General features: G+C 44.1%; 18 protein-coding genes. 3 read left to right on the top strand and 15 right to left on the bottom strand.

The window, feature by feature from the left end; all coding sequences use genetic code 11:
* Positions 1 to 13 precede the first annotated feature (13 nt).
* From ACYUJT_RS06585 to ACYUJT_RS06560, 6 genes are all read right to left on the bottom strand, one after another.
* Positions 14 to 1234, bottom strand: coding sequence for an MFS transporter (locus tag ACYUJT_RS06585; protein ID WP_460319640.1), 1221 nt, complete (start codon positions 1232 to 1234; stop codon positions 14 to 16).
* A gap of 127 nt (positions 1235 to 1361) precedes the next feature.
* Positions 1362 to 2366, bottom strand: a complete 1005-nt coding sequence (locus ACYUJT_RS06580) for an ROK family protein (protein ID WP_460319639.1) — start codon at positions 2364 to 2366, stop codon at positions 1362 to 1364.
* Positions 2367 to 2445: 79 nt separating this feature from the next.
* The gene (locus ACYUJT_RS06575; RefSeq protein ID WP_460319637.1) at positions 2446 to 3240 is read right to left on the bottom strand and encodes an SDR family NAD(P)-dependent oxidoreductase; all 795 of its coding nucleotides are present in this window, start codon (positions 3238 to 3240) and stop codon (positions 2446 to 2448) included.
* 111 nt (positions 3241 to 3351) lie between these two features.
* A complete protein-coding gene (locus tag ACYUJT_RS06570) occupies positions 3352 to 4362 on the bottom strand; it encodes a helix-turn-helix transcriptional regulator (RefSeq protein WP_460319636.1) in 1011 nt (336 codons plus the stop codon).
* A 130-nt stretch (positions 4363 to 4492) separates the two neighbouring features.
* Entirely contained in the window at positions 4493 to 5692 is a 1200-nt protein-coding gene (locus tag ACYUJT_RS06565; protein WP_460319811.1) for an MFS transporter, read from the bottom strand.
* A gap of 60 nt (positions 5693 to 5752) precedes the next feature.
* On the bottom strand, positions 5753 to 6781 hold the full coding sequence (locus tag ACYUJT_RS06560) for an ROK family protein (RefSeq protein ID WP_460319635.1): 1029 nt from the start codon (positions 6779 to 6781) through the stop codon (positions 5753 to 5755).
* Between the two features lie 564 nt (positions 6782 to 7345).
* Between ACYUJT_RS06560 and ACYUJT_RS06555 the strand changes: the two genes are divergently transcribed.
* Positions 7346 to 8977 (top strand): catalase, encoded by a 1632-nt coding sequence (locus ACYUJT_RS06555; RefSeq protein WP_460319809.1) that lies wholly within the window; start codon positions 7346 to 7348, stop codon positions 8975 to 8977.
* A 128-nt stretch (positions 8978 to 9105) separates the two neighbouring features.
* Here ACYUJT_RS06555 and ACYUJT_RS06550 read toward each other — a convergent pair whose 3' ends face one another.
* Positions 9106 to 9921: an undecaprenyl-diphosphate phosphatase gene (locus ACYUJT_RS06550; RefSeq protein WP_460319633.1), complete on the bottom strand. Its 816-nt coding sequence runs from the start codon at positions 9919 to 9921 to the stop codon at positions 9106 to 9108.
* Between the two features lie 190 nt (positions 9922 to 10111).
* Positions 10112 to 11638, bottom strand: coding sequence for a hypothetical protein (locus ACYUJT_RS06545; RefSeq protein WP_460319632.1), 1527 nt, complete (start codon positions 11636 to 11638; stop codon positions 10112 to 10114).
* A gap of 190 nt (positions 11639 to 11828) precedes the next feature.
* On the opposite strand from ACYUJT_RS06545, the gene ACYUJT_RS06540 reads away from it, so the two are divergent.
* Together ACYUJT_RS06540 and ACYUJT_RS06535 are read left to right on the top strand one after the other, a co-directional pair.
* The gene (locus tag ACYUJT_RS06540) at positions 11829 to 12131 is read left to right on the top strand and encodes an ArsR/SmtB family transcription factor (protein WP_460319631.1); all 303 of its coding nucleotides are present in this window, start codon (positions 11829 to 11831) and stop codon (positions 12129 to 12131) included.
* Between the two features lie 25 nt (positions 12132 to 12156).
* On the top strand, positions 12157 to 13548 hold the full coding sequence (locus tag ACYUJT_RS06535; RefSeq protein WP_460319630.1) for an aldehyde dehydrogenase: 1392 nt from the start codon (positions 12157 to 12159) through the stop codon (positions 13546 to 13548).
* On the opposite strand, the gene murB is transcribed toward ACYUJT_RS06535, so the two are convergent.
* The 7 genes from murB to ACYUJT_RS06500 all read right to left on the bottom strand — a co-directional run bounded on the left by murB (position 13549) and on the right by ACYUJT_RS06500 (position 19715).
* A complete protein-coding gene (gene murB, locus ACYUJT_RS06530; protein WP_460319629.1) occupies positions 13549 to 14574 on the bottom strand; it encodes a UDP-N-acetylmuramate dehydrogenase in 1026 nt (341 codons plus the stop codon).
* Between the two features lie 47 nt (positions 14575 to 14621).
* On the bottom strand, positions 14622 to 15494 hold the full coding sequence (locus tag ACYUJT_RS06525; protein WP_460319628.1) for a hypothetical protein: 873 nt from the start codon (positions 15492 to 15494) through the stop codon (positions 14622 to 14624).
* A 702-nt stretch (positions 15495 to 16196) separates the two neighbouring features.
* Positions 16197 to 16697, bottom strand: coding sequence for a GNAT family N-acetyltransferase (locus ACYUJT_RS06520; RefSeq protein WP_460319627.1), 501 nt, complete (start codon positions 16695 to 16697; stop codon positions 16197 to 16199).
* A gap of 64 nt (positions 16698 to 16761) precedes the next feature.
* Positions 16762 to 17064, bottom strand: coding sequence for a Dabb family protein (locus ACYUJT_RS06515; protein ID WP_460319626.1), 303 nt, complete (start codon positions 17062 to 17064; stop codon positions 16762 to 16764).
* Between the two features lie 97 nt (positions 17065 to 17161).
* Positions 17162 to 18184 (bottom strand): NADH:flavin oxidoreductase/NADH oxidase, encoded by a 1023-nt coding sequence (locus ACYUJT_RS06510; RefSeq protein ID WP_460319808.1) that lies wholly within the window; start codon positions 18182 to 18184, stop codon positions 17162 to 17164.
* A 137-nt stretch (positions 18185 to 18321) separates the two neighbouring features.
* Positions 18322 to 18768, bottom strand: a complete 447-nt coding sequence (locus tag ACYUJT_RS06505) for a MarR family winged helix-turn-helix transcriptional regulator (protein WP_460319806.1) — start codon at positions 18766 to 18768, stop codon at positions 18322 to 18324.
* Between the two features lie 104 nt (positions 18769 to 18872).
* Entirely contained in the window at positions 18873 to 19715 is an 843-nt protein-coding gene (locus ACYUJT_RS06500) for an SPL family radical SAM protein (RefSeq protein ID WP_460319624.1), read from the bottom strand.
* Positions 19716 to 19869 lie beyond the last annotated feature (154 nt).

Below are 19869 nucleotides of genomic sequence, written 5' to 3'. Positions count from 1 at the left end.
TCATTGATTAATCTTATTCTTCTACAGCATTCCCTTTTGCTTGTTTGCTCAAAATAAGGTTTACTTTCTCAGCACTCAGCAACATGAAAATAAGTAAAGCAAGCACAACAAGCGGAAATAAGGTTAGGCTCGTTTGCGTGGCGATGAGTCCAAAAGCTGGAGGTAGCAATGTAGTTCCCGTATAGGCGACAGCCATCTGATATCCCATCAGTTTTGCTGAATACTCTCTCCCAAACCGAGACGGCGTTTCATGCAAAAACCCAGGATAGATGGGAGCCAGACCGAGTCCAATCAGAACAAACCCTATCAAAGAAAACGAAATCGGCAGCGGAAGCAACAGGATGATTCCCCCTGCAATACTAATCAGTTGACCATAACGGATCAGCAAACGATTGCTGACTTTCAGCGTAATAAATCCGGTAATCAGCCTGCCCACCGTTATACCGCCATAGTATAAAGAAATCCATCCCGCAGCTGTTTCTGCTGTAATATTTCTTGCCCCAACCAAGTAACTGGCTCCCCACAACCCTACCGTAGCCTCTACCCCGCAATAGAACAAAAAGGCAATAAGGGTTGGTTTAACGCCATTAATATGCAGGACGTTGACTTTGGCAATCGTCTCGGATTGCAGTTTGCCGCGTTCGACTGACTCTTCGATTTGCGAATGCTCAAGTTTTCGAGCTGCAGCCACCCGTTTCCATAATGGGAGCGTAACAAGCAAAATAATAACGAGTATAAACTGAATGAGGGCAACTGCAGCATAACCTCCCCTCCAGGAGTTCTGGCCTGCAATATAGGCGGACATAATGATGGGTCCCATCGTTGCTCCTACACCCCAGAAGCAGTGTAACCAATTCATGTGATGAGCCTTATAGTTTTCAGCTACGTAATGATTTAAGGCTGCATCAACAGCACCTGCGCCTAGCCCCAGCGGAATAGCTAGAATGACAAACCAGAGCATAGACGGTGCCATAGAGAAACCAAGCAGTGCCCCCGCGGTCATTAAGCAGCTGAATAAAGTGATTTTTCCTGTACCCCATCGTTGAATGATACTCCCGCTTGCCAAGCTGGATACGATGGTTCCCCCTGCGATAATCATAGATACAATCCCAGCAGAGCCGAATGAAGAACCAATGTCTGGCCAGATTACCGGCCATGCCGATCCAAGCAATGAATCTGGAAGTCCCAGACTAATAAACGCCAGATAGATAATAATCAAAAACCAGGTTGCCAAGTATACACCTTCTCCCGTTATCAATGAAACTTAATAAAGTGTCTTTATTTAGTATGCAGAAGGCGTTTTTCTTTGTCAAGATATACAAAACAAACTACCCTCTTGAATTCATTTCAAGAGGGTGTCCTTAACTGAATTGAACCAGGCTGGGCTCTAAGGATTTGAGTGTTATCCAGCGCATGCCAGCCTCGAAATCCTGTTGAAATGTCTGCTGTAAAAGCACAGCAGGATATGACGGCATAGGCTGCCGAAGCTGATAAGATTCCCAGGCTGGGTTCCAGACATCTGCTTCCACTCTGTCCTGATAGATCACGATTTTGTCAGGAGCAAGCACGGCATTAACGGTTTGAACAATTTGGCAGACGGCATCCACAAATGCCGGCTTGCTCATCTCACGCTGCCAATCTGGACCGTGTGGAAGAAATTTGATTTCCCCCGACATGCCATTCTTTCCTTTGACAATCTTTCCATCCAAATAAATGCCCATGCCTGGCGGATACCTCCTTGGGAAATAGATGCCAAGCACACATTGCTCCAAATCGACATCCCGCTTCGTACAGTACCCGCTGATTGCTGCATTAACATCGTTCTCGACCATAACAGGCAGCCCAAACTTCGATTCAATTTCTTCAATTATGCGAGAACCCCTCAGCTCCTGATGACTGCTTACCGTAATCTCGCCATTGACTGCCTGTCCAGGGATGCCTATGCCAATTACCTTAATGGAAGGATGTAATGTGAGAAATTGCTCTATAATCTCATAAAACCTCTGACGATCAAATGCAGCCATCATATAATCTTCTTTTGACACAATACGATCTTCCAAATTTACAACCGTTGCTGACACCAGCTCCTGACCCTGTTCCTCTTTCAAGTAAAGAACGAGCGCAAGGCTGAAATCATAGTTGTAACGATAGGTTTGGGCAGGTCTTCCCCCGTTCGAGGGAACGGTATCATCTTCAAACAGTTCCCCCAACTCATGAAGTTCCTTGACCAGGGAGTTTATTGTAACTACGCTCAGCTTGGTAAGTGAGGCCAGTTGGGGTTTGGTTGCCGTTTCAATCCGTTTCATGACATGACGTACATTGTTCAGATTGATTTCTTTCATCAAATTGGCGTTTGCTATTCTCATAGGCCCCCTCCCTTACTCATACTTTGAATCATTGAAAACAATTATAACTTGATTCTACATGAATGTCGTTTGGTTTTCACTAAATAATAGTCGGCACCATGCCCCCATCCATTCGGATCGGAGAACCTTTAAATGCGGATGCATGGGGACTACATATAAATGCAACCAGTCTACCTATTTCGAAAGGCCTGATAAATCGCTGTATTTCAGATTGAGGCAGATTTGTAGCCATAAATTGTTTCTCTTTTTCTGCAAAAGACATATCCTCATCAGTGTAGATCCCCTCAATGATTTGATGCACATTTTCAGAAAGTGTCGGTCCTGGCATGACCGTATTGACCGTGACTTCTGTTCCTATAGTTAGCTTAGATAAGCTTTTTGACAGGGATAATAGCGCGGATTTGGTCATTGCATACTGAGGCATTTTCCCCGAAGGCATAATAGCTTCTTCACTCGCCATAAAGATAATGCGGCCATAATCATTTTGCAACATTTTAGGCAAATAATATTTAGTTAAGCCGTTTGCAGCAAGAACATTAGTCCGGAAGTATTTGTCCCATACTTCATCATCGGCGTCCTCGTATTGCATGATTTCATATATTCCCATGTTATTAACTAAAATATCAATGTTAGGGAATTTCTCGAATAAAGCTTCTCTGTGCTCTTTATCTACTATATCGGCTGTAGCATTTTGAGGAGAGGTCGCCGGGAAATCTGACTTGATTTCATTTACAATTCGTTCTACTTCTTCGTAATTACGTCCATTAATGAGTACATTAACGCCTTCCTTGGCAAGTTCAATAGCAATGGCTTTACCTATGCCTTTCGTTGATCCCGTAACTAAAGCGGTTTTATTGTTTAATCCCATGTCCATAATATAATCGATATCTCCTTTATGCTCGGATAGTGATTATATTACCTTGTCTGAATTGTTCGGTAACTAGCCTGCTGCGCCAAAGTTCTTGTTTTACACGCCAAATGAATATCAGTTTGTACCTAGATGTTGAGTACGCCAATTTGATGGGGTAACACCTTCCCAAAGGCGGAAGGCCCGGTAGAACGAGTTCTGATCTTCATACCCAAGCAAATAAGCCACTTCTTTAATATCGAATGCGGGGTTTGCCAAGTATTCACGTGCTTGCTCATGTCTAGCTTGTATTAACAACTGCTTGAAGCTCGTGTTCTCCTCAGTAAGCCGACGCTGTAAGGTTCGATCGCTCACGCTGAGCTCCTTCGCGACAGCCTGAATGTTGGGACGCCCTCCCGTGAGGCTGCGTTTCATAATCCATTTGACCATCTCGGTCATGGTAAGGCTGCGCTGTTGTTTATCAAGCGATTGATCTAGAGCGGGGGTCAGGATCTCCAGCAGCTCTTCATTATATGAGACAAAGGGGCGATCCAGATCTCTTCGATGCAGCGTCAATCGGTTACGCTTTGCACTAGTCTGGATACGGCAGCCAAAGTAAGCTTCAAGAGCCTGTACATCGCCCATGGAATGCGAAAATTCGACGAACTTCGCTGTCAAAGGGTAACCTGTGCCTCGGCGCCCAAGCTCCAGAAGGAATGCCAGCGTGATGCCAACCAGTATCGGCGGACCTTGCTGCTCGGTATCCTGCCATTCCAGCTCGATTGTACAGTGCTCGTCCTCCTCAGTAATACGTAAGCTTTCGGGTGGGCACATCTGCTTGTACCGGGCCATTCGGTTCAGAGCGTCGCGGTAGTCACGAGCGTGGTAAGTCGCTAAGACGGTCGGCGGGTACTTCGCTGTTTCAAAAGCGGTCGCAAGTTTGATAATTCCTTTGGCAGTATCGCCAATGAGATCGGAATAGGCCTGCCAAATCGCGAAATATTGGGCGGTGGTGACTTCCGGTTCAGTAATAATAGTGAGCGGAAGCTTTGCTTTAACAGCTACGTCATGGGCGGCAATTCCTAGTTGACGCAATCCTTCCCAAAATCCTGCCGGCATTTTAATACGGTCTGAGGAACGTGACTTCATATATTTGGCCTCCCTTTCTGCATCATCCATTCCTTTACCTTATCAAAACTTTTCTAGAAAACAGACAAACAGATTTTTCCTTCTATATAGAAAAAGACAGCCGGATCTTCGGCTGCCCGTTCAATCTTGATTATATGACTTCTTTCCGCTTGAATAAATAAGTATATAAAATGATTCCCGCAACCGAACTTAGCGCTGCGCATAAGCCTATAACGCCATAGCCCGCCTGAAGCCCTCGGAACAGGCCAACTTGCGAATCTGCCCCGAAAATGCCTTTCGTGATTTCGATAACTCCCCCAATCAGATAGTTGCCGATGACGCTGCCTACTCCCATCAGTGTAACGGTAAACGTAATTGCAGTATCACTGCCCTTCGGATATCTCTTGGCGATAAAGGCCATGACCGTTGGATAGATCATCGCAATGCCTACACCGGCGGCAGCAAATAAAAAGGCTAAGCTTTCTCCGCCAAATATCGCTGCAAAAGTACATGCGGCCGATAACCCCGAAAATACAATCAAAGATAAAGTAAAGCCAATTTTGTCGGTTAACGGTCCAAGCAAAAGCCGGGCAAGCGCGAAGCATAAGAAAAATGCAGATAACATTCCTGAAGCGGATACCGTGGTCCAGCCATAAGCTTTTTCCAGGAAGTTAACAAGCCAGCCTCCAACAGCCAATTCGGATACGACGCCAAAGGTTAATACAAGCACCATTAGCCATAGAACGGGATCCTTAAGCAATGTTTTTAGAGATACCCGTTCTTCATGATCGATGTCATCTCCAGGAAAAGTACTGAACAATGCAAATACAATCGGGATGACAGACAAGAGCAGCATGACAAGATACATGCCTCGCCAATCCAGCGTATAGCCGTTGATCGTAACCTCCATTAGTCCCGTTGCAATAAGCGGTGCAACCGTCGAGCTAAGACCATAGAATCCATGGCTTAAATTCATCATCGTACCTGTGTTTTTCACAAAGATGCGGGCACCCAGAATAGCCAGCCCGATCTCCAGCATCCCGTTTCCAATATACATTAAGAAATAAGACGCCGAGAACAAAGAATAGTGCTGCGAGAAAAATATGAATATACCTGAGACGGCCATCGCTGCAAAAGCAATAATCGTTACCCGCTTAATTCCCCATATCTTTGTCAGATAGGCCGTGAAAGAGCAAGCGATTAAATAGCCAAGCGCATTCAGGGACAACAAGGTCCCAAGCTGTCCTTCGTTTAGCATAAAGTCCAGTTGAATTCGCGGAATAGCAGGTCCTTTGATATTTTCCGAAAATCCGAAAATGACGAATCCTATAAATATTGTTGCGAGCTGCATTGCATATATTTTGTTGAAATTTCCTGATCGTTTACCCACTCTTAGCTGCTCCTTTATCCGTTATCTTTTTTCGATGACTCGCAGGTGATAGGCTAGGCTCTCCAGCGTCTCCGTCACCATGCCTTTCATATATTCCTCGTTAGTATCGTTTTTAACAAAAAGTTTAGGCATGTGCTCCTGCGGGATGTGTCTCATACAACCCTCATATATTGTATCCAGCTGTGTCTCACGGGGCAGATCCCCTGTTATCGCAATGGATACCGGGTTAATCAATGCAATGATGGAGGTGAGTGTTTGGACTGCCAGCCGGACAAAGCCTTCATCGGTGTGTAATTGCAGCAGCTGCTCCTCCCGGGAGATTCCAAAAGGCAAAAAAGAAGCTTCCCCAGCGAACTTCGTGTTGCCGGATAGAATTTGGCCGTTTACGATAAAGCCGGCACCGGGAAAATGTTTCTTTGGAAATGTAACGACGGCAAATGTCTTTTCCTCTTCAAAGTTTTGTAAATGGTAAAATCCATAGACCGTCATATTCATATCGTTTTCAATAATAACCGGAATTTCATATTTTTCTTCTAGATACGGACCCAATGATTTGCCTGCAAGATCAGGGACATCACAAACACCGATTACGCCGCAATGGGCCACCCCGGGCACTCCAATACCAATGGCCTGTGCATTGCCGTGCTTGTTAAGCAATTTGCCGACAAGGTTATCGACCTCATCGACATCGATATGCTTTAGATTTATTATCGCATCTTCTACAGTCTCCCCCACTAGATTAACGATACTGTATCTAATAGAGTGGATGCCTCCTTCCGTCTTGATTAGCAAACAAACGACGCTGCCAAAGTCAGCGTTATATTTGTATTGCATCGCTGGCCGACCGCCGCTTGATTCATCCGGTTTCTCCTCGATCACTTCGCCGATTTCCACAAGTTCGTTTAAGATGGTACCGCATGTGGCCACGCTTAAGCCGGTTAAGTTGGCAATGGATGCTTTGGTTGCTGTCCCCTGCGCTTTTAACGTATTTTTTACTAGCTCAACGTTCAATTTTTTTACTTGACTCGTATTATACGAGACAGGCTGCACTGTGCATAACCCCTTTTCAATAGCACTTTTTAAAAGTGTTTTAATAATCGGATTGTACCCTCCCTTTCTGGATTCGTCAATGGCGAATTGGAGTAAATCAGCGTCTAATCAGCCCAGGGCATATTTCGTAATTGTCGGAATAATATAAATGATTAGATAGGGTTTGCAGGGTGAGGATCATCCAATTGATCTAAATGGATTTATAGTAGTTAGTTTCTGCGGCAAAGATGGGGAAGTAGATTTAAATGGATTTCATGTCGTTAGAATAAGTGGAGTTGCCAAACATGCCCTGGACTCTTGATTTTAAGTGCATAAAATCCATCTAATCCCCTGAAACATTCGATTTGAGCATAATTAGATACATGAATTCCATTTAGTGTACGACACAGCTTAACGACACAGCTAAGTTTAAAACAGTATGTCCTGTTCTTCATTTTTTCTCGATATTGTCAAACTGGCATTTCACCACACTGTGAAGGACTATATTTGAATATGCTTTTCCGATATTGGTTAAAATTAGTTTAACTACTTAAAGGAGGGGTTCTTTTGGGAGAGAATAATGACATGAAAATACCTCACGAACACGACGTGAAGCGTGAAACGTTGACAACACGCCAAGGCCATCCGGTAAAAGATAACCAAAATATTCGCACGATTGGTGACCGCGGTCCAGCTACACTTGAGAATTACCATTTTATCGAGAAGATCTCCCATTTTGATCGTGAAGAGGTGCCGGAGCGTGTAGTACATGCTCGCGGGACTGGAGCATTTGGGTATTTTGAAACCTACGGCAAAGTTGGAGATGAGCCGGTGGAGAAATATACTCGAGCCAAGGTCTTCTCAGGCGCCGGAAAAAGAACACCGCTAATGGTGCGCTTTTCCACGGTGGCAGGAGCCAAAGATTCCCCGGAAACCGCACGAGACCCACGGGGCTTCGCTGTGAAAATGTATACTGAAGACGGCAACTGGGATCTGGTTGGCAACAATTTAAAAATATTCTTTATTCGCGACGCGATGAAGTTCCCTGATATGATTCATGCCTTTAAAGCTGATCCCGCTTCGAATGTAGCGCATCCCCAGCGGATGTTCGACTTCGTCTCCCGCTCCCCGGAAGCAACACATATGATTACCTTCCTGTTCTCTCCATGGGGCATTCCAGCGACATACCGCCACATGCAGGGTTCTGGCGTTAATACCTACAAATGGGTCAATGACAAAGGCGAAGCTATGCTGGTCAAGTATCACTGGGAGCCGAAGCAAGGAATTCGCAACTTGACGCAAGAAGATGCAAACGCAATCCAAGCGAAAAACGTCGGACATGCGACGCAAGATCTGTATGAAGCGATTGAACGCGGCGATTATCCGGAATGGGAGCTATTTGTCCAGATCATGGAGGATGGTTATCATCCGGAGCTGGATTTTGATCCACTCGATGATACGAAGCTGTGGCCGGAGGATAAATTTCCATGGCTGCCGCTCGGCCGAATGGTTCTGGACCGAAATCCCGTCGATTTTCACGCGGAAATCGAGCAAGCCGCCTTTGGTACCGGAGTGCTGGTCGATGGGATGGATTTCTCCGATGATAAAATGCTGCAAGGTCGTACCTTCTCTTACTCCGATACGCAGCGTTACCGTGTAGGCGCGAACTATTTGAAATTGGCAGTGAACGCGCCGAAGGCAGCTGTCCGCACGAATCAGCACCGCGGTCAAATGGATATCCGTGACCCGAAGGAATCTGGAGAAAATCCACATATTAATTATGAACCTTCTATGATTGGCGGCTATCAGGAAGCCGGACAGGAGGATCGCCCGCAGCATCGTCCGACGTATAATGCAGCGGCCATGAGCGCGCCGATCGACCGTCCCAATAATTATGGGCAAGCGGGCGATACGTACCGCTCATTTGAGGAATGGGAGCGCGATGAGTTGATCAAGAACCTGTCTGAGGCGCTCGCGGTATGCGACAAACGAATTCAAGAGGCCATGGTCCACCACTTCACCCAAGCAGATGAAGACTATGGCCGCCGCGTTAAGGAAGGGATCGACAGGGTCATAAAAGAAACACAAGAAATGAAGAAGGACAGCCCGCTCCCTGGCCGTGAATCCGGCCAATCGAAATATGGCCAAGGCTCGTTAGCCGCGAACGAAGCCACAAAAGAGGCCGTGGAGAAAAGCCACGAAGCTGATCCATATTGACGTTATAAAAAGGCTGCAAACGTCCGTGAATACGGTCGCTTGCAGCCTTTTTTGTTCCTTTTCACCCAATCTGCTGCTGGAATACCAGCTTCTTCCTCTCTCCCGACATATAACTTACTGGGTTTAGCCTAAAAGAAAATAAGCAGTAAAGTGGCAACTAAGAAACAATAATAAGTGAAATAAATGAGCTTGCCTCTTTTCATAATTCCCATAAACCATTTCATGGCAAAGTAGGTCATGAACAGTGTCGCTATAAAGGCCGCTATATATGGAATCGCTAGCTCGCCCTTATTGGGTTCATTGATAAAATCGGAAAATCCGAGTACAACGCCACCAAGACTTACTGGGATATAGAGCATAAAGGCAAAACGTAGAGCTGTATCCTGTTTGATGCCGCAAGCTATGGCGGAAATAATTGTAGCACCCGAGCGGCTAATGCCAGGTGTAAGTGCGACGGCCTGCCCCAAGCCAACTAAAATGGCATCCTTTAGCTTCATATCTGCCTCGCCTTTAGTACCTTTCATATTACGGATTAAAAATAAGGCGGCACCTGTAACAAATAACATGATAGCAATCGTCGTCATGCTGACACTGTCTGCAATAAAATCCTTTAGAAGCACTCCAAGGATTCCTGCTGGAATCGTACCGATGATAATATACAGCACAAACCGGAAATCGCTTTTGTAGTGTGTATCCTTCGTCTGCAGGTAGCGGATTGAATTTTGGATTAAGCGAAAGATATCGTCGCGATAGATCCATAATACGGCGAGTAATGAAGCGGTGTTCGTTAGAATCGCAAACGTGAACCCTTGTTCACCTAGCCCTAAAATCTCACTCGCAATCATCACATGTCCGCTAGACGATACTGGAATTGGTTCTGTGAACCCTTGAACAAGCCCAATTACGATCATTTTTAAAACAAATAAAATGTCAATTTCTCCCATAAGTCCTCCATATTTTATTACTGTATGTATCCTGCTTCTAGTTTTGGATACTCACTTGCTTTATCTATTGTAAATAATTTTGAAGATAGTTGCACCTTTTTTCGGTTTCGTAGTGTGGATAATAAAAATAAAGAATCCATTTTGATTAAATAGCTCAAAAATGGATTCTTATGCAATCAGGCGTGATTGTTTACCATAACCGTTCTGAATAAGTAGTTAATGCTTTCTTATACCATGCTTCATTAGCCTCCATTACGTCCTGCTTTCCGATAAACATAAGTAGGGTATATTGGCGCGAAGAAAGGGTGATGGCTAAAGTAACAGTGGCCTTTGTTCCACTGACCGTTCCGCTACCTTTAAAGTAGATTGCATCATATGCTTGGATCTGTATTGGCTCAGGCTTTGTCCATTCGAGAATTTCTAAACCAGAATCGCTAATATATAGTTCAAATAAATCCTCTACAGTCAAGGCGAAGTCTTCAGAAACTTTCTCGCCATAAGCAAAAAAGACCGTATTGTCTCCTAGATGCATTGCCTGTAACTGCGCATCTTGATCTATGTTGACTTTCTTCCATTCTTCTGTAAGTTCGATCTTCATCGAAGCCAGTTTATTATCAAATACTTGAGGCTGTTCATTTTCCATTCCAAGAGATTTATTTTGCTCTTCCACCTTTTTCAATACTTGGAAGGACTCTATAACACGTTTATACTCTCTTTCGTATGTAAGAAAATCCTCAACAGGGCTAGATATCACCATTAAATAATAGGCATTATCTTTCCGCAGTGCTGTGATTAGTAAACCATGCGTCTCTCCCTTATATTCACATCTACCTTCCAGTTGATATGCAGGTTGTCCATCAATAAGAAGCTCCCTCCAGCCAATCATTTCGCCTTGTTGGAATTCTTTAAAATTCTCAAATCTTCCACCTACAATTTCTTGAAGGGTTGTCTCCTCCGTCATTCCTGAGGCGAACTCCCGAATAAGCAGCAGTTCCGCTTTCTGATCATTTTTTAGGGTGAATTCACCGATTTGCTTAATATCAGTTTTATCTTCCCACCAATTCAAGGGTACAGTAATTTGTAGCGACTGATCATCATTAACCATCGTTTGACTATTGCTGGAGTTAAATACTTCCTTCTCAGCTGGCTTAAGCACTTTAAAGGTCTCCGTCATTTTCTGAAATTCCTCTTTATCGTTAGAAAAAGCCACTTGTGCCCCTTCAATCGAGATTAGATAAAATGCGCCCTCCTTTTCCAAAAAAGTCTGCATCCAATAACGTCCAGCATTGTTCTTTTTTGCAACGAGTCGTTCTTTAGCCCGAACGCCATCGATTTCCAGTATGCGTTCTTCTGAGATCATGACTAACCCTGTGTCCGTATCAAGTTCCTCTGCCCATTTTTCCAAAGTCATATCCTCGTTTGCGTCGGCATGAAGCTCCTCTACAATGCTTATAACGGCAGGATACCGCTCCCCGTCAACTACTAGGCGTACATTCCCTTGGGTTGCGTCCTCCGCTATTATCCAATCTTCAGGAACAGAAATTTGCACTGTTTCGTCTTCGCTCATTACGATTTTCGTTTGCTTGTCAAAAAGCGTAAAATCGGGTATCTTCGCTGCTGCCTCCCCTGATATTTCTTTCTCAGCCGACGTACAAGCCGTTAGCAATATTAGCATTGCAATGACGGCTATCCACGTCTTTAATCTCATAAAATTCATAATTTCTCTCTTCCTTCCCCATACTTTAACTGAACTCATCTAATATCGGTTAAAAAAAGGAAATTTGTTATTCTCTAGGATACAATTGTGATTGTTCCTTGCTTCTCGCCGGGTGATGTTGTAACATCAACTATGAACATCCGTCGAAATGTTTAAACATTTAATCCTATTAAGTGAGGTCATATATGATATGGGAAAAGAAGCGCTAAACATCTTTCGGGAATGCCTTCCTGTACTTCAAACCTTAAGCGATGCGCACCGTCAGGATATCTTACTGCTGCTATCCGAGAACGGCAGCTTGACGGTAAATGAAATCACGGAACGAGCGACTCTGTCGCGGCCGGCGATTTCCCACCATCTCAAGCTGCTCAAAAATGCGGGTGTGGTCAAGGTCGAGCAACAGGGCACACAGCGGTACTATTCTCTGTCTCTGGAGGAATCCGTGCAGTTGTTAAGACGATTATTGCTCACATTAGAACGGGATTGTTTATAATAATTAACCTATCGGGAGGATGCATATGGATTATTTAACATCGAACCAGGCCGAGCAAATCCTGCAAGAACATCACCGGTATTTTCATCGCGGTCAAACGCGGAGCGTTCATTTCCGTTTGGAACAGCTGATGAAATTGTCCGATGCGATCCAGCGCCATGAACAGAATCTGCTCTCTGCCTTATACAAGGACTTGCGTAAGAGTGAATTCGAAGCCTATACGACGGAAATTGGTTATTCCCTGAACAGTATTCGCCATACCATGAAACACTTACGCCAATGGGCAAAGCCGCATAAAGTAAAAACCCCTTTCTATCATGTGGGATCCCGAAGCTATTTGTATAAGGAGCCCTACGGAACCGTTTTGATCATTGGCCCGTTTAATTATCCGTTACAGTTGTTGATCGAGCCGCTGATTGGGGCCATTGCAGCAGGAAATTGCGTCGTCTTAAAGCCCTCAGAAAATACTCCTACCGTGGCAGCCGCCGTAAAGCAGTTGATCCAGGAAACCTTCGATGCGGATTACATTCGCGTGATTGAAGGTGAACGAGAAACAACCTCGGCCCTAATACATGCTCCTTTTGACTATATCTTTTTTACCGGAAGCGTGCCTGTCGGCAGAATCGTTATGGAGGCGGCTGCTAAAAATCTCATTCCCGTCACGCTCGAGCTTGGCGGCAAGAGCCCTGTCATTGTAGATCGTGCAGCGGATATCGATGCAGCAGCCAAGAGAATTATATGGGGCAAGATGATCAACACAGGCCAGACCTGCATTGCTCCGGATTATGTACTTGCGCATACGGATATTAAAGCGGAATTAATTGAAAAAATGAAAATGGCCATCACATCCTTTTACGGGACGGATGCACAACAGAGCAGTGATTACGGCCGCATCGTGAATGCACGACAATTCGATAGATTAGCATCGATTCTGGAAAAAGATCAAGCTAACGTGCTATTTGGTGGTGAAACACATAGAGAGGATCTTTATATCGGACCAACCCTTCTTCATGCCACTTCATGGTCGAATGCAGCGATGCAAGATGAGATTTTTGGCCCGATATTACCCATTATGGGCTTTCAACAATTAGAGGATGCAATTCAGATGATTATTTCTCGTCCCAAACCGTTAGGACTGTATTTATTTACAAATGATAAACATATCGAAAATGAAGTGCTTACCCGTGTATCATTCGGAGGCGGCTGCATCAATGACACCATCACACATGTGGCCAATCCGAATCTGCCGTTCGGCGGAGTTGGGAACGCAGGTATTGGCGCCTATCATGGAAAATACAGCTTTGATCTGTTCTCACACACGAAGAGTATCATGAAAAAGAGCACAAAGTTCGACCTGAACATCTTGTTTCCGCCTTACGGCGACAATCTGAAATGGATTAGAAAAATATTGCGTTGATTATTTTATGATCGCGACTTCAGGTTCTGGAATGAACCCATACTCCTTGTATATGGCTTCAGAAATGATCGTTTGCAGATGAAGAATATGTTCCGCCGTAGCATTATTTACATTGATCAGCATATTGCCATGGTGAGAAGAAATCATTGCACCACCATACGATATCCCTTTCATCTGCAGACGATCGATTAATGCGCCTATGGACTGCCCGATATCATAATTATTTTTAAAATAGGATCCGCATGAATGATTAACAAAATGCTTGTTTTTGGTTCGGTATTCTTCGATCTCCTGGATGAAAGCCGGTGTATTTGCATGCGTAAGTTTTTTCATTTCGCCAGAGAAAAATGCATGAAATTGCATCAAATCCGATTTATTGTCTTTTAGCAGCAAATACCTTTCCAGAACCAATTCTATCTCCGCTTGGCTCAACAATGGATAGCCTTTTACGGGAATATCCGCCCCTAATATGATCCAGGGCTTATCTTGAAATATGGATTGTTTATAACCATACTTGCATTCTTCGACAGGTAGGCACTTGATTTCTAGGCTCGGTTCAGTCCTATCCAAATAATAAACACGGGAGATGATATCTCCTATTTGCCCATGATAATATTTAGCATTCATGAAAATGCCTGCGCCAAAACTGCCCGGTAACAAATGCGTAAATTGATAATCTTTGCTTTCAATTAGCTCACCTGCAAGAGCCAGCATAGCCATAGGAATCCCAGCTGACACAAACCACTCGTTATCTTTCACATCAAATTGCAGCAGCTCTTTTAAAGAGATATACATGATGTTTGAACTCGGTTGGTCTGAAAACAAAATATTACTTCCAATACCGAAGATGGTATATTCTAAGTCATGTTGTTTACAATAGCGTAAAAGCTCGATTAGTTCTGTTACATGCCTTGGGGCTGCAAAATACTCAGCATTTCCTCCAATAGCGTATGAACAATGGTTAGATAGCCTTTCTTGCTTTTTAATGAATTGTTCCAGTTGACGTGGAGCTTTATGGGAAATCAATCAGAGTCACCTTTCCATTCTTACAGTTGTTTTGTTATGTTCACTACCTATTTTATCATATGAAGCTCCTTTTGCATTTGCTCTAACACGGTGACGCCGGATGTTTCGCTTGCCTTTGCCTGCTCTAGAAGACGAATCGCTTCTTCCGCATTTACAGGATCGTTCGGCTCCCCGCCGTGCGGATGCGGAAATAGTTGCCGAAACGCGATGAATGCTTCAGCTGCCTTCTCATAATGTGCTGCGGCTTCCTCTGCCAACTTCCTAACCCGATTATCCAGAGAGTTGTTTCCCTGCCATTTCGCTGACAAGGATCGTAAAAACTCGGCTGCAAATTCCCGGGCATCTCCGACGACCTCCGCATTGTAGGCATTGCCGAAAGGGTTCACCGTGCGATTGCGGAACGCCTGAATCCAGGCGTCGTAACCGGCTAAACCATGCCTGTATTCTTTGGAAAGAGTCGGGGCTTGTTCACGAGCAAACAGTACGATACGATCTAGCGCCATTTTCCAAGCGTGCTTCAAATCAACCGGAATCGACTCCTGCACTCTCAGCATAAAAACGAAGTTTAGCGGCAGCTCGTTCAATTTTGCGTAAGCCAGCGGCCCTTCATAGGAAGGGTCCTTGCAATACAGCTCCTGCTTATCATCATCGTAACCGTAGATCACGCCAAATTCGGGAATAAACAAGCTCCAACCGATCGCCGGAATGCCCCGGTCAATCGTTTCTTGGGCAAATTTGACGGCCTGCTCCAGCTTCTCCGGCGGCGCAGGGGTCGAAAATCCATGCAGCTGATCGCAGGTGAATCCGAGATTGCTGAGACCTGCCTCCAGCAGCTCCGTCGGCGAGAACATCGTCGGTCCCGCAGGACTAACATCGTTCGGATGAATGTTGATGCGAAAAGCATGATCAGTGAGACCCATTACATCAACCAATGAATATGTATCTTTTTTATCTGTGTATTGCAAAATGGCATAGATTGATTGTGCTGCTTTTGGTGGTGGGGGAATTTTAGCTCTGAGGTAGATTTTAATTGAGACTAACTGTATTTCTTACATCTATTTAGTCTTCATTCAGGGCAATTTTGCAATTTAAATGTATTTCCTACATCTAAAATATCCCTTTTCACCTTCGTAACCCGTAATCGTCTAATTTAACTGTATGAAATACAGTTAGTTACGCCTCCGCGTGTAGAAGCCTCATTTTAATTGCAACAAATGCAGTTAGTATGCGTATATCCGTGTTCACCACTGTACTACAGCCCCTGTCACTATGATTACTAAACCACCGTCATCAACACCATAGCTAGTTCAACTATTTCAGCTACTTAAGCCGTAAAGCTACCTAAAGTCACTACAGTAATTGTGGTAATTGTGGTAATTGTGGTAATTGCAGTCATTGCAGTCGGTTAGCCTTGCTCTTTCCCGATGCCTTCGCACCAATTCGCCGAATGCCTCCCGGTCGCCGGTGCGCGCATTCTCGACCATTTTTCTATTTTTCTAGTACTTCTTAGTTCAACCTGTATCCTCGGCATTCCTTCCGTTAACTTAAACAAATAAGCCGAGCTATAGCACCAAAAAAACGGCTGTTCACTGATTTTCAATCCAGTGACAGCCGCTTCTTGGTCAATCAAGCTCTTTTTCCATGACGTAGTCGTCCATAACAAAACCGTTCCCGATATCCGCGACTTGCGTGCGAATGGTTTTAAATCCTTTTCTCTCATACACGGCGATCGTGGATGCATTGTGCCTGTTTACCGTAAGCCAAATGGCTCCTAAATTGCGATTTCGGCAAATATCTACAAGCAGCTCCATCGCCTGGCTGCCATACCCTTTGCCGCGATGCTCTTTTTGAAGATAAAACTTGCTGAGAAACAACTTGTTCTCTTCTTGCTTGACGCCTAGATAACCAATAGGATCACCTTCGGCGGTCATAAAATAATATTCGTATCCCTGGTTAGTTATTTGATCTGTCAACGCCGGAAAGGATTGAAATTTCTCCACCATGTAATCGATTTGTTCGTTGGGAATAATGACAACAAAATATTCATGCCAAATGTCCGAAGCCAGATCCGCCAAGGAAGCAATCTCCTGCTCGGTCTCTATTTTCGCTAATGACAGCTGCATATAGAATCCTCCAATATAAAAGTTTCAAAGGCAGCCATTTCGGCTGCCTTCAGAAAATATATATTTATTTATAGATAACCAAATCAATTTCCTGAAAACGGCTCACTTGTGTATTCCAACGCTCCTCAACATATTTAATATGTACCGGATGGTTATTGTACGCATCGTAAGCATTTTGATCAGCAAACACCATGGAGAATCCATAATCAAACTCATTCTTGCTGCTCACCTGATGAAACACCTCGAATTGTTCAACACCAGGTATTACTGCCAGTTCTTCTCTACTTACCTGCAAAAAGGCTTCTGACTCTGGATTATCCTTACCAGAATGCAATGAGAATGTAACCATGTGTTTAATCGAACTCATTCAATTTCCTCCTCAAATTCCGTTCAATGCGTTGCGCTTGGTTTCTACCATGGTATCAAATATTTTCTCATTTTAAAATAAGCAGTGCAGGAAACGATTAAAATCCTGTAGTGTATTGTTTAGGGACAGTAATATCCTGCTTTAGAGTTGCTGCTGCTTCAAGTGTCCAATAAGGATTCCTTAACATTCCTCTTCCGATTGCTACAAGATCCGCATCCTCATTGCCAATAACGGCATTGGCCAGAACTGGGTCTTCCAGTCTGCCAACAGCGATTACCGGAATATCCAATGAAGCCTTAATTTCTCTAGCCAAGGGGACCTGGTAAGCTGCATGTGTGCCTGGTTTTCCGGAAGCGCCAATCGGGCCTTCTCCGCCAGAAGAAATATGAAACATATCTACTCCAGCCTCTTTAAATTGCTTAGCAAATTGAATACTCTCGTTGATCCCGTAGCCGCCATCAACATACTCTTTAGCTGAAATACGCATAATTAAGGGCATGTTATCGGGCATCTCGGCTTTAGCCGCTTCTATGATCTCCCGGCCAAATTTCGTAAGATCCTTTCCATATTCATCATCTCGCTGATTGGTTAACGGGGAATGGAATTGATGAATTAAATACCCATGAGCACCATGAATCTCAATCGCATCAAATCCAGCTTTAACTGCACGTTTTACAGCTTGACGGAATTTCTCTACCATATCTTTAACTTCTGATGTAGTCAGAGCTCGCGGAGTTTTCCAATCTGCGTCAAACGGAATGGCTGACGGTGCAACCGGCTCTGCCGCGTCCTCCGCTTTTCTCCCAGCATGAGCAATTTGGATGCCAACTTTGGCGCCGTATTTATGGCAAGCTTCTACGATTCTCGCCAGAGCTGGAATTTGCTCATCAGACCACAACCCTAAATCATAATCACTAATACGGCCATCAGGTTCCACATCGGTCATTTCTATTATGATAAACCCAGCTCCCCCAATTGCCCGGCTAACATAATGCTGATAGTGCCAGTCGGTAGCTATGCCATCTTTATTCTCGACAGAATATTGACACATCGGCGGCATAACCACACGATTTTTTAATTCCAAACCTTGAATTTGATATGGGCTAAACAAATGGTTCACAAAAACCACTCCTTCATGATCAGAATGCTTAATAGATGCATGCGCACGCATATAAATTATCATGGAACATTTTCTTTGTCAACTTCATCATATACATTTCACATAAAGAAAAAACCTTCAGAACGTATCTGAGGTTTTCAAGTATCATAACTATGTTTTATAGTCTTAGCGATTGAATTCAATTCTTGCAATAACTGTTCCTTGGAGAGATTATCCCGTAGTAAAGTCTCAACCGTAGCTAGCGATTCCTGAAACTTCACTTCTCCCGATGGAGTGAGACAAGTGTATATTCCCCTGCGGTCATTTTCACATACATCTCTTTGCAGCGTTCGGCAATTTTTGGCCTCTAATCTTCCAACTAGCCTTGAGATGGCGCTTTGACTGAGGCCAACCCACTCCTGGAGCTCTTGCAAACGCAGCTTTTTATCCTCTGTTTGGGCTAGGAGATATAGAACAAAAAACTCCTTCAATGAAAGATCATGCTTATTTTGCAGTTCTGCTTCAATGCTGTTATTGATCTGTGTCTGGAGATTTGTTATAGACATCCAGCTGTCTATAAGATCGCTTTTATTGCGGCTGCTCATGCGTACTCCATTCACCTCATCTTTCCCATCTTTAGGCATCGTATCTTCATTTAAATATGTTAATTAATTATTCTATCTATCTTATTTTGAATAGTCAATCAGGTTCACATTTTATGAATTGGGAAAGCTTGCTCTTTGGAAATACGGATCATTTCGCTGGGGTAAAACTGCTTAAAGTACTTTTCAACCCTCATATGAATATCCTTTTGATACCATTTCGCTAAATCATGCTTCTCAAATAAATGAGGCATCCCCAATCTTTCTGAACGCTTCCCCCTCTGACCGTCTCCGATCATTAGCGTATCGATCCAAATTCGATCTACAATCCCTTCCAACACTTTAGGGAAGTCAGGTGTAAAAGGCAAGACCGGAGAAAGCGCTGCCTGGGTAAAGACCTCTGCGTCATGCAATTCTCTCAGCGCTTTTAGCCGCAATTTGATTCCTGGGGCATAAGGGGAAAAAACTCGTTTCATATCTTCACGGTCTGTTTCCACCGTCATAGATACCAGCACTTCACATTGTTCCTTCAAGGTGATCAGCAAATCCAGATCCCTTGTAATCAAAGGGCTCCGCGTTTGAATTTGAAGCAGATCCGGCGGATTCTCAATCATTTCCTCCAGTATCCGCCGGGTCACGGCTGCCTTGCCCTCAATCGGTTGGTACGGGTCCGTCGCCGAGGACATAAAAATATTTGCCGGTTTGTTTTTGCGGCGGAGTTTAATCATTTCATTCCGGTAATTTTCAGCGGCGTTTGTTTTGATGTCCACCCATTCTCCCCACGGAATCTCTTTGAACTTTTGAATGGGCATTTCTCTGACATAGCAGTACTTACAGGAAAATGCACAGCCACTATACGGGTTTAAGGAATGAGTAAATCCGATATCCAAGTAACCCTTGGCCTCGCTAAGGATCTTTTTCGAGATAATATCTTTGATTTCAATTGGCACTGATTGGTTCCCCTCCCTTTAACGATCCCTTTACCCCCTATGGTTAACGTGATCTAACGGTTGTTATCTCGGTTATTTCGCGGATTATTCATTGTTTGAGAATCTAACGGTTGTATATACGGCTATTCTAACCTTTTTTTACTGTGGTGACGAT

The sequence above is a fragment of the Paenibacillus sp. YSY-4.3 genome (assembly GCF_054767475.1).
The sequence above is the reverse complement of the archived record's forward strand: the minus strand, read 5'-3'. Positions and strand labels throughout refer to the sequence as shown.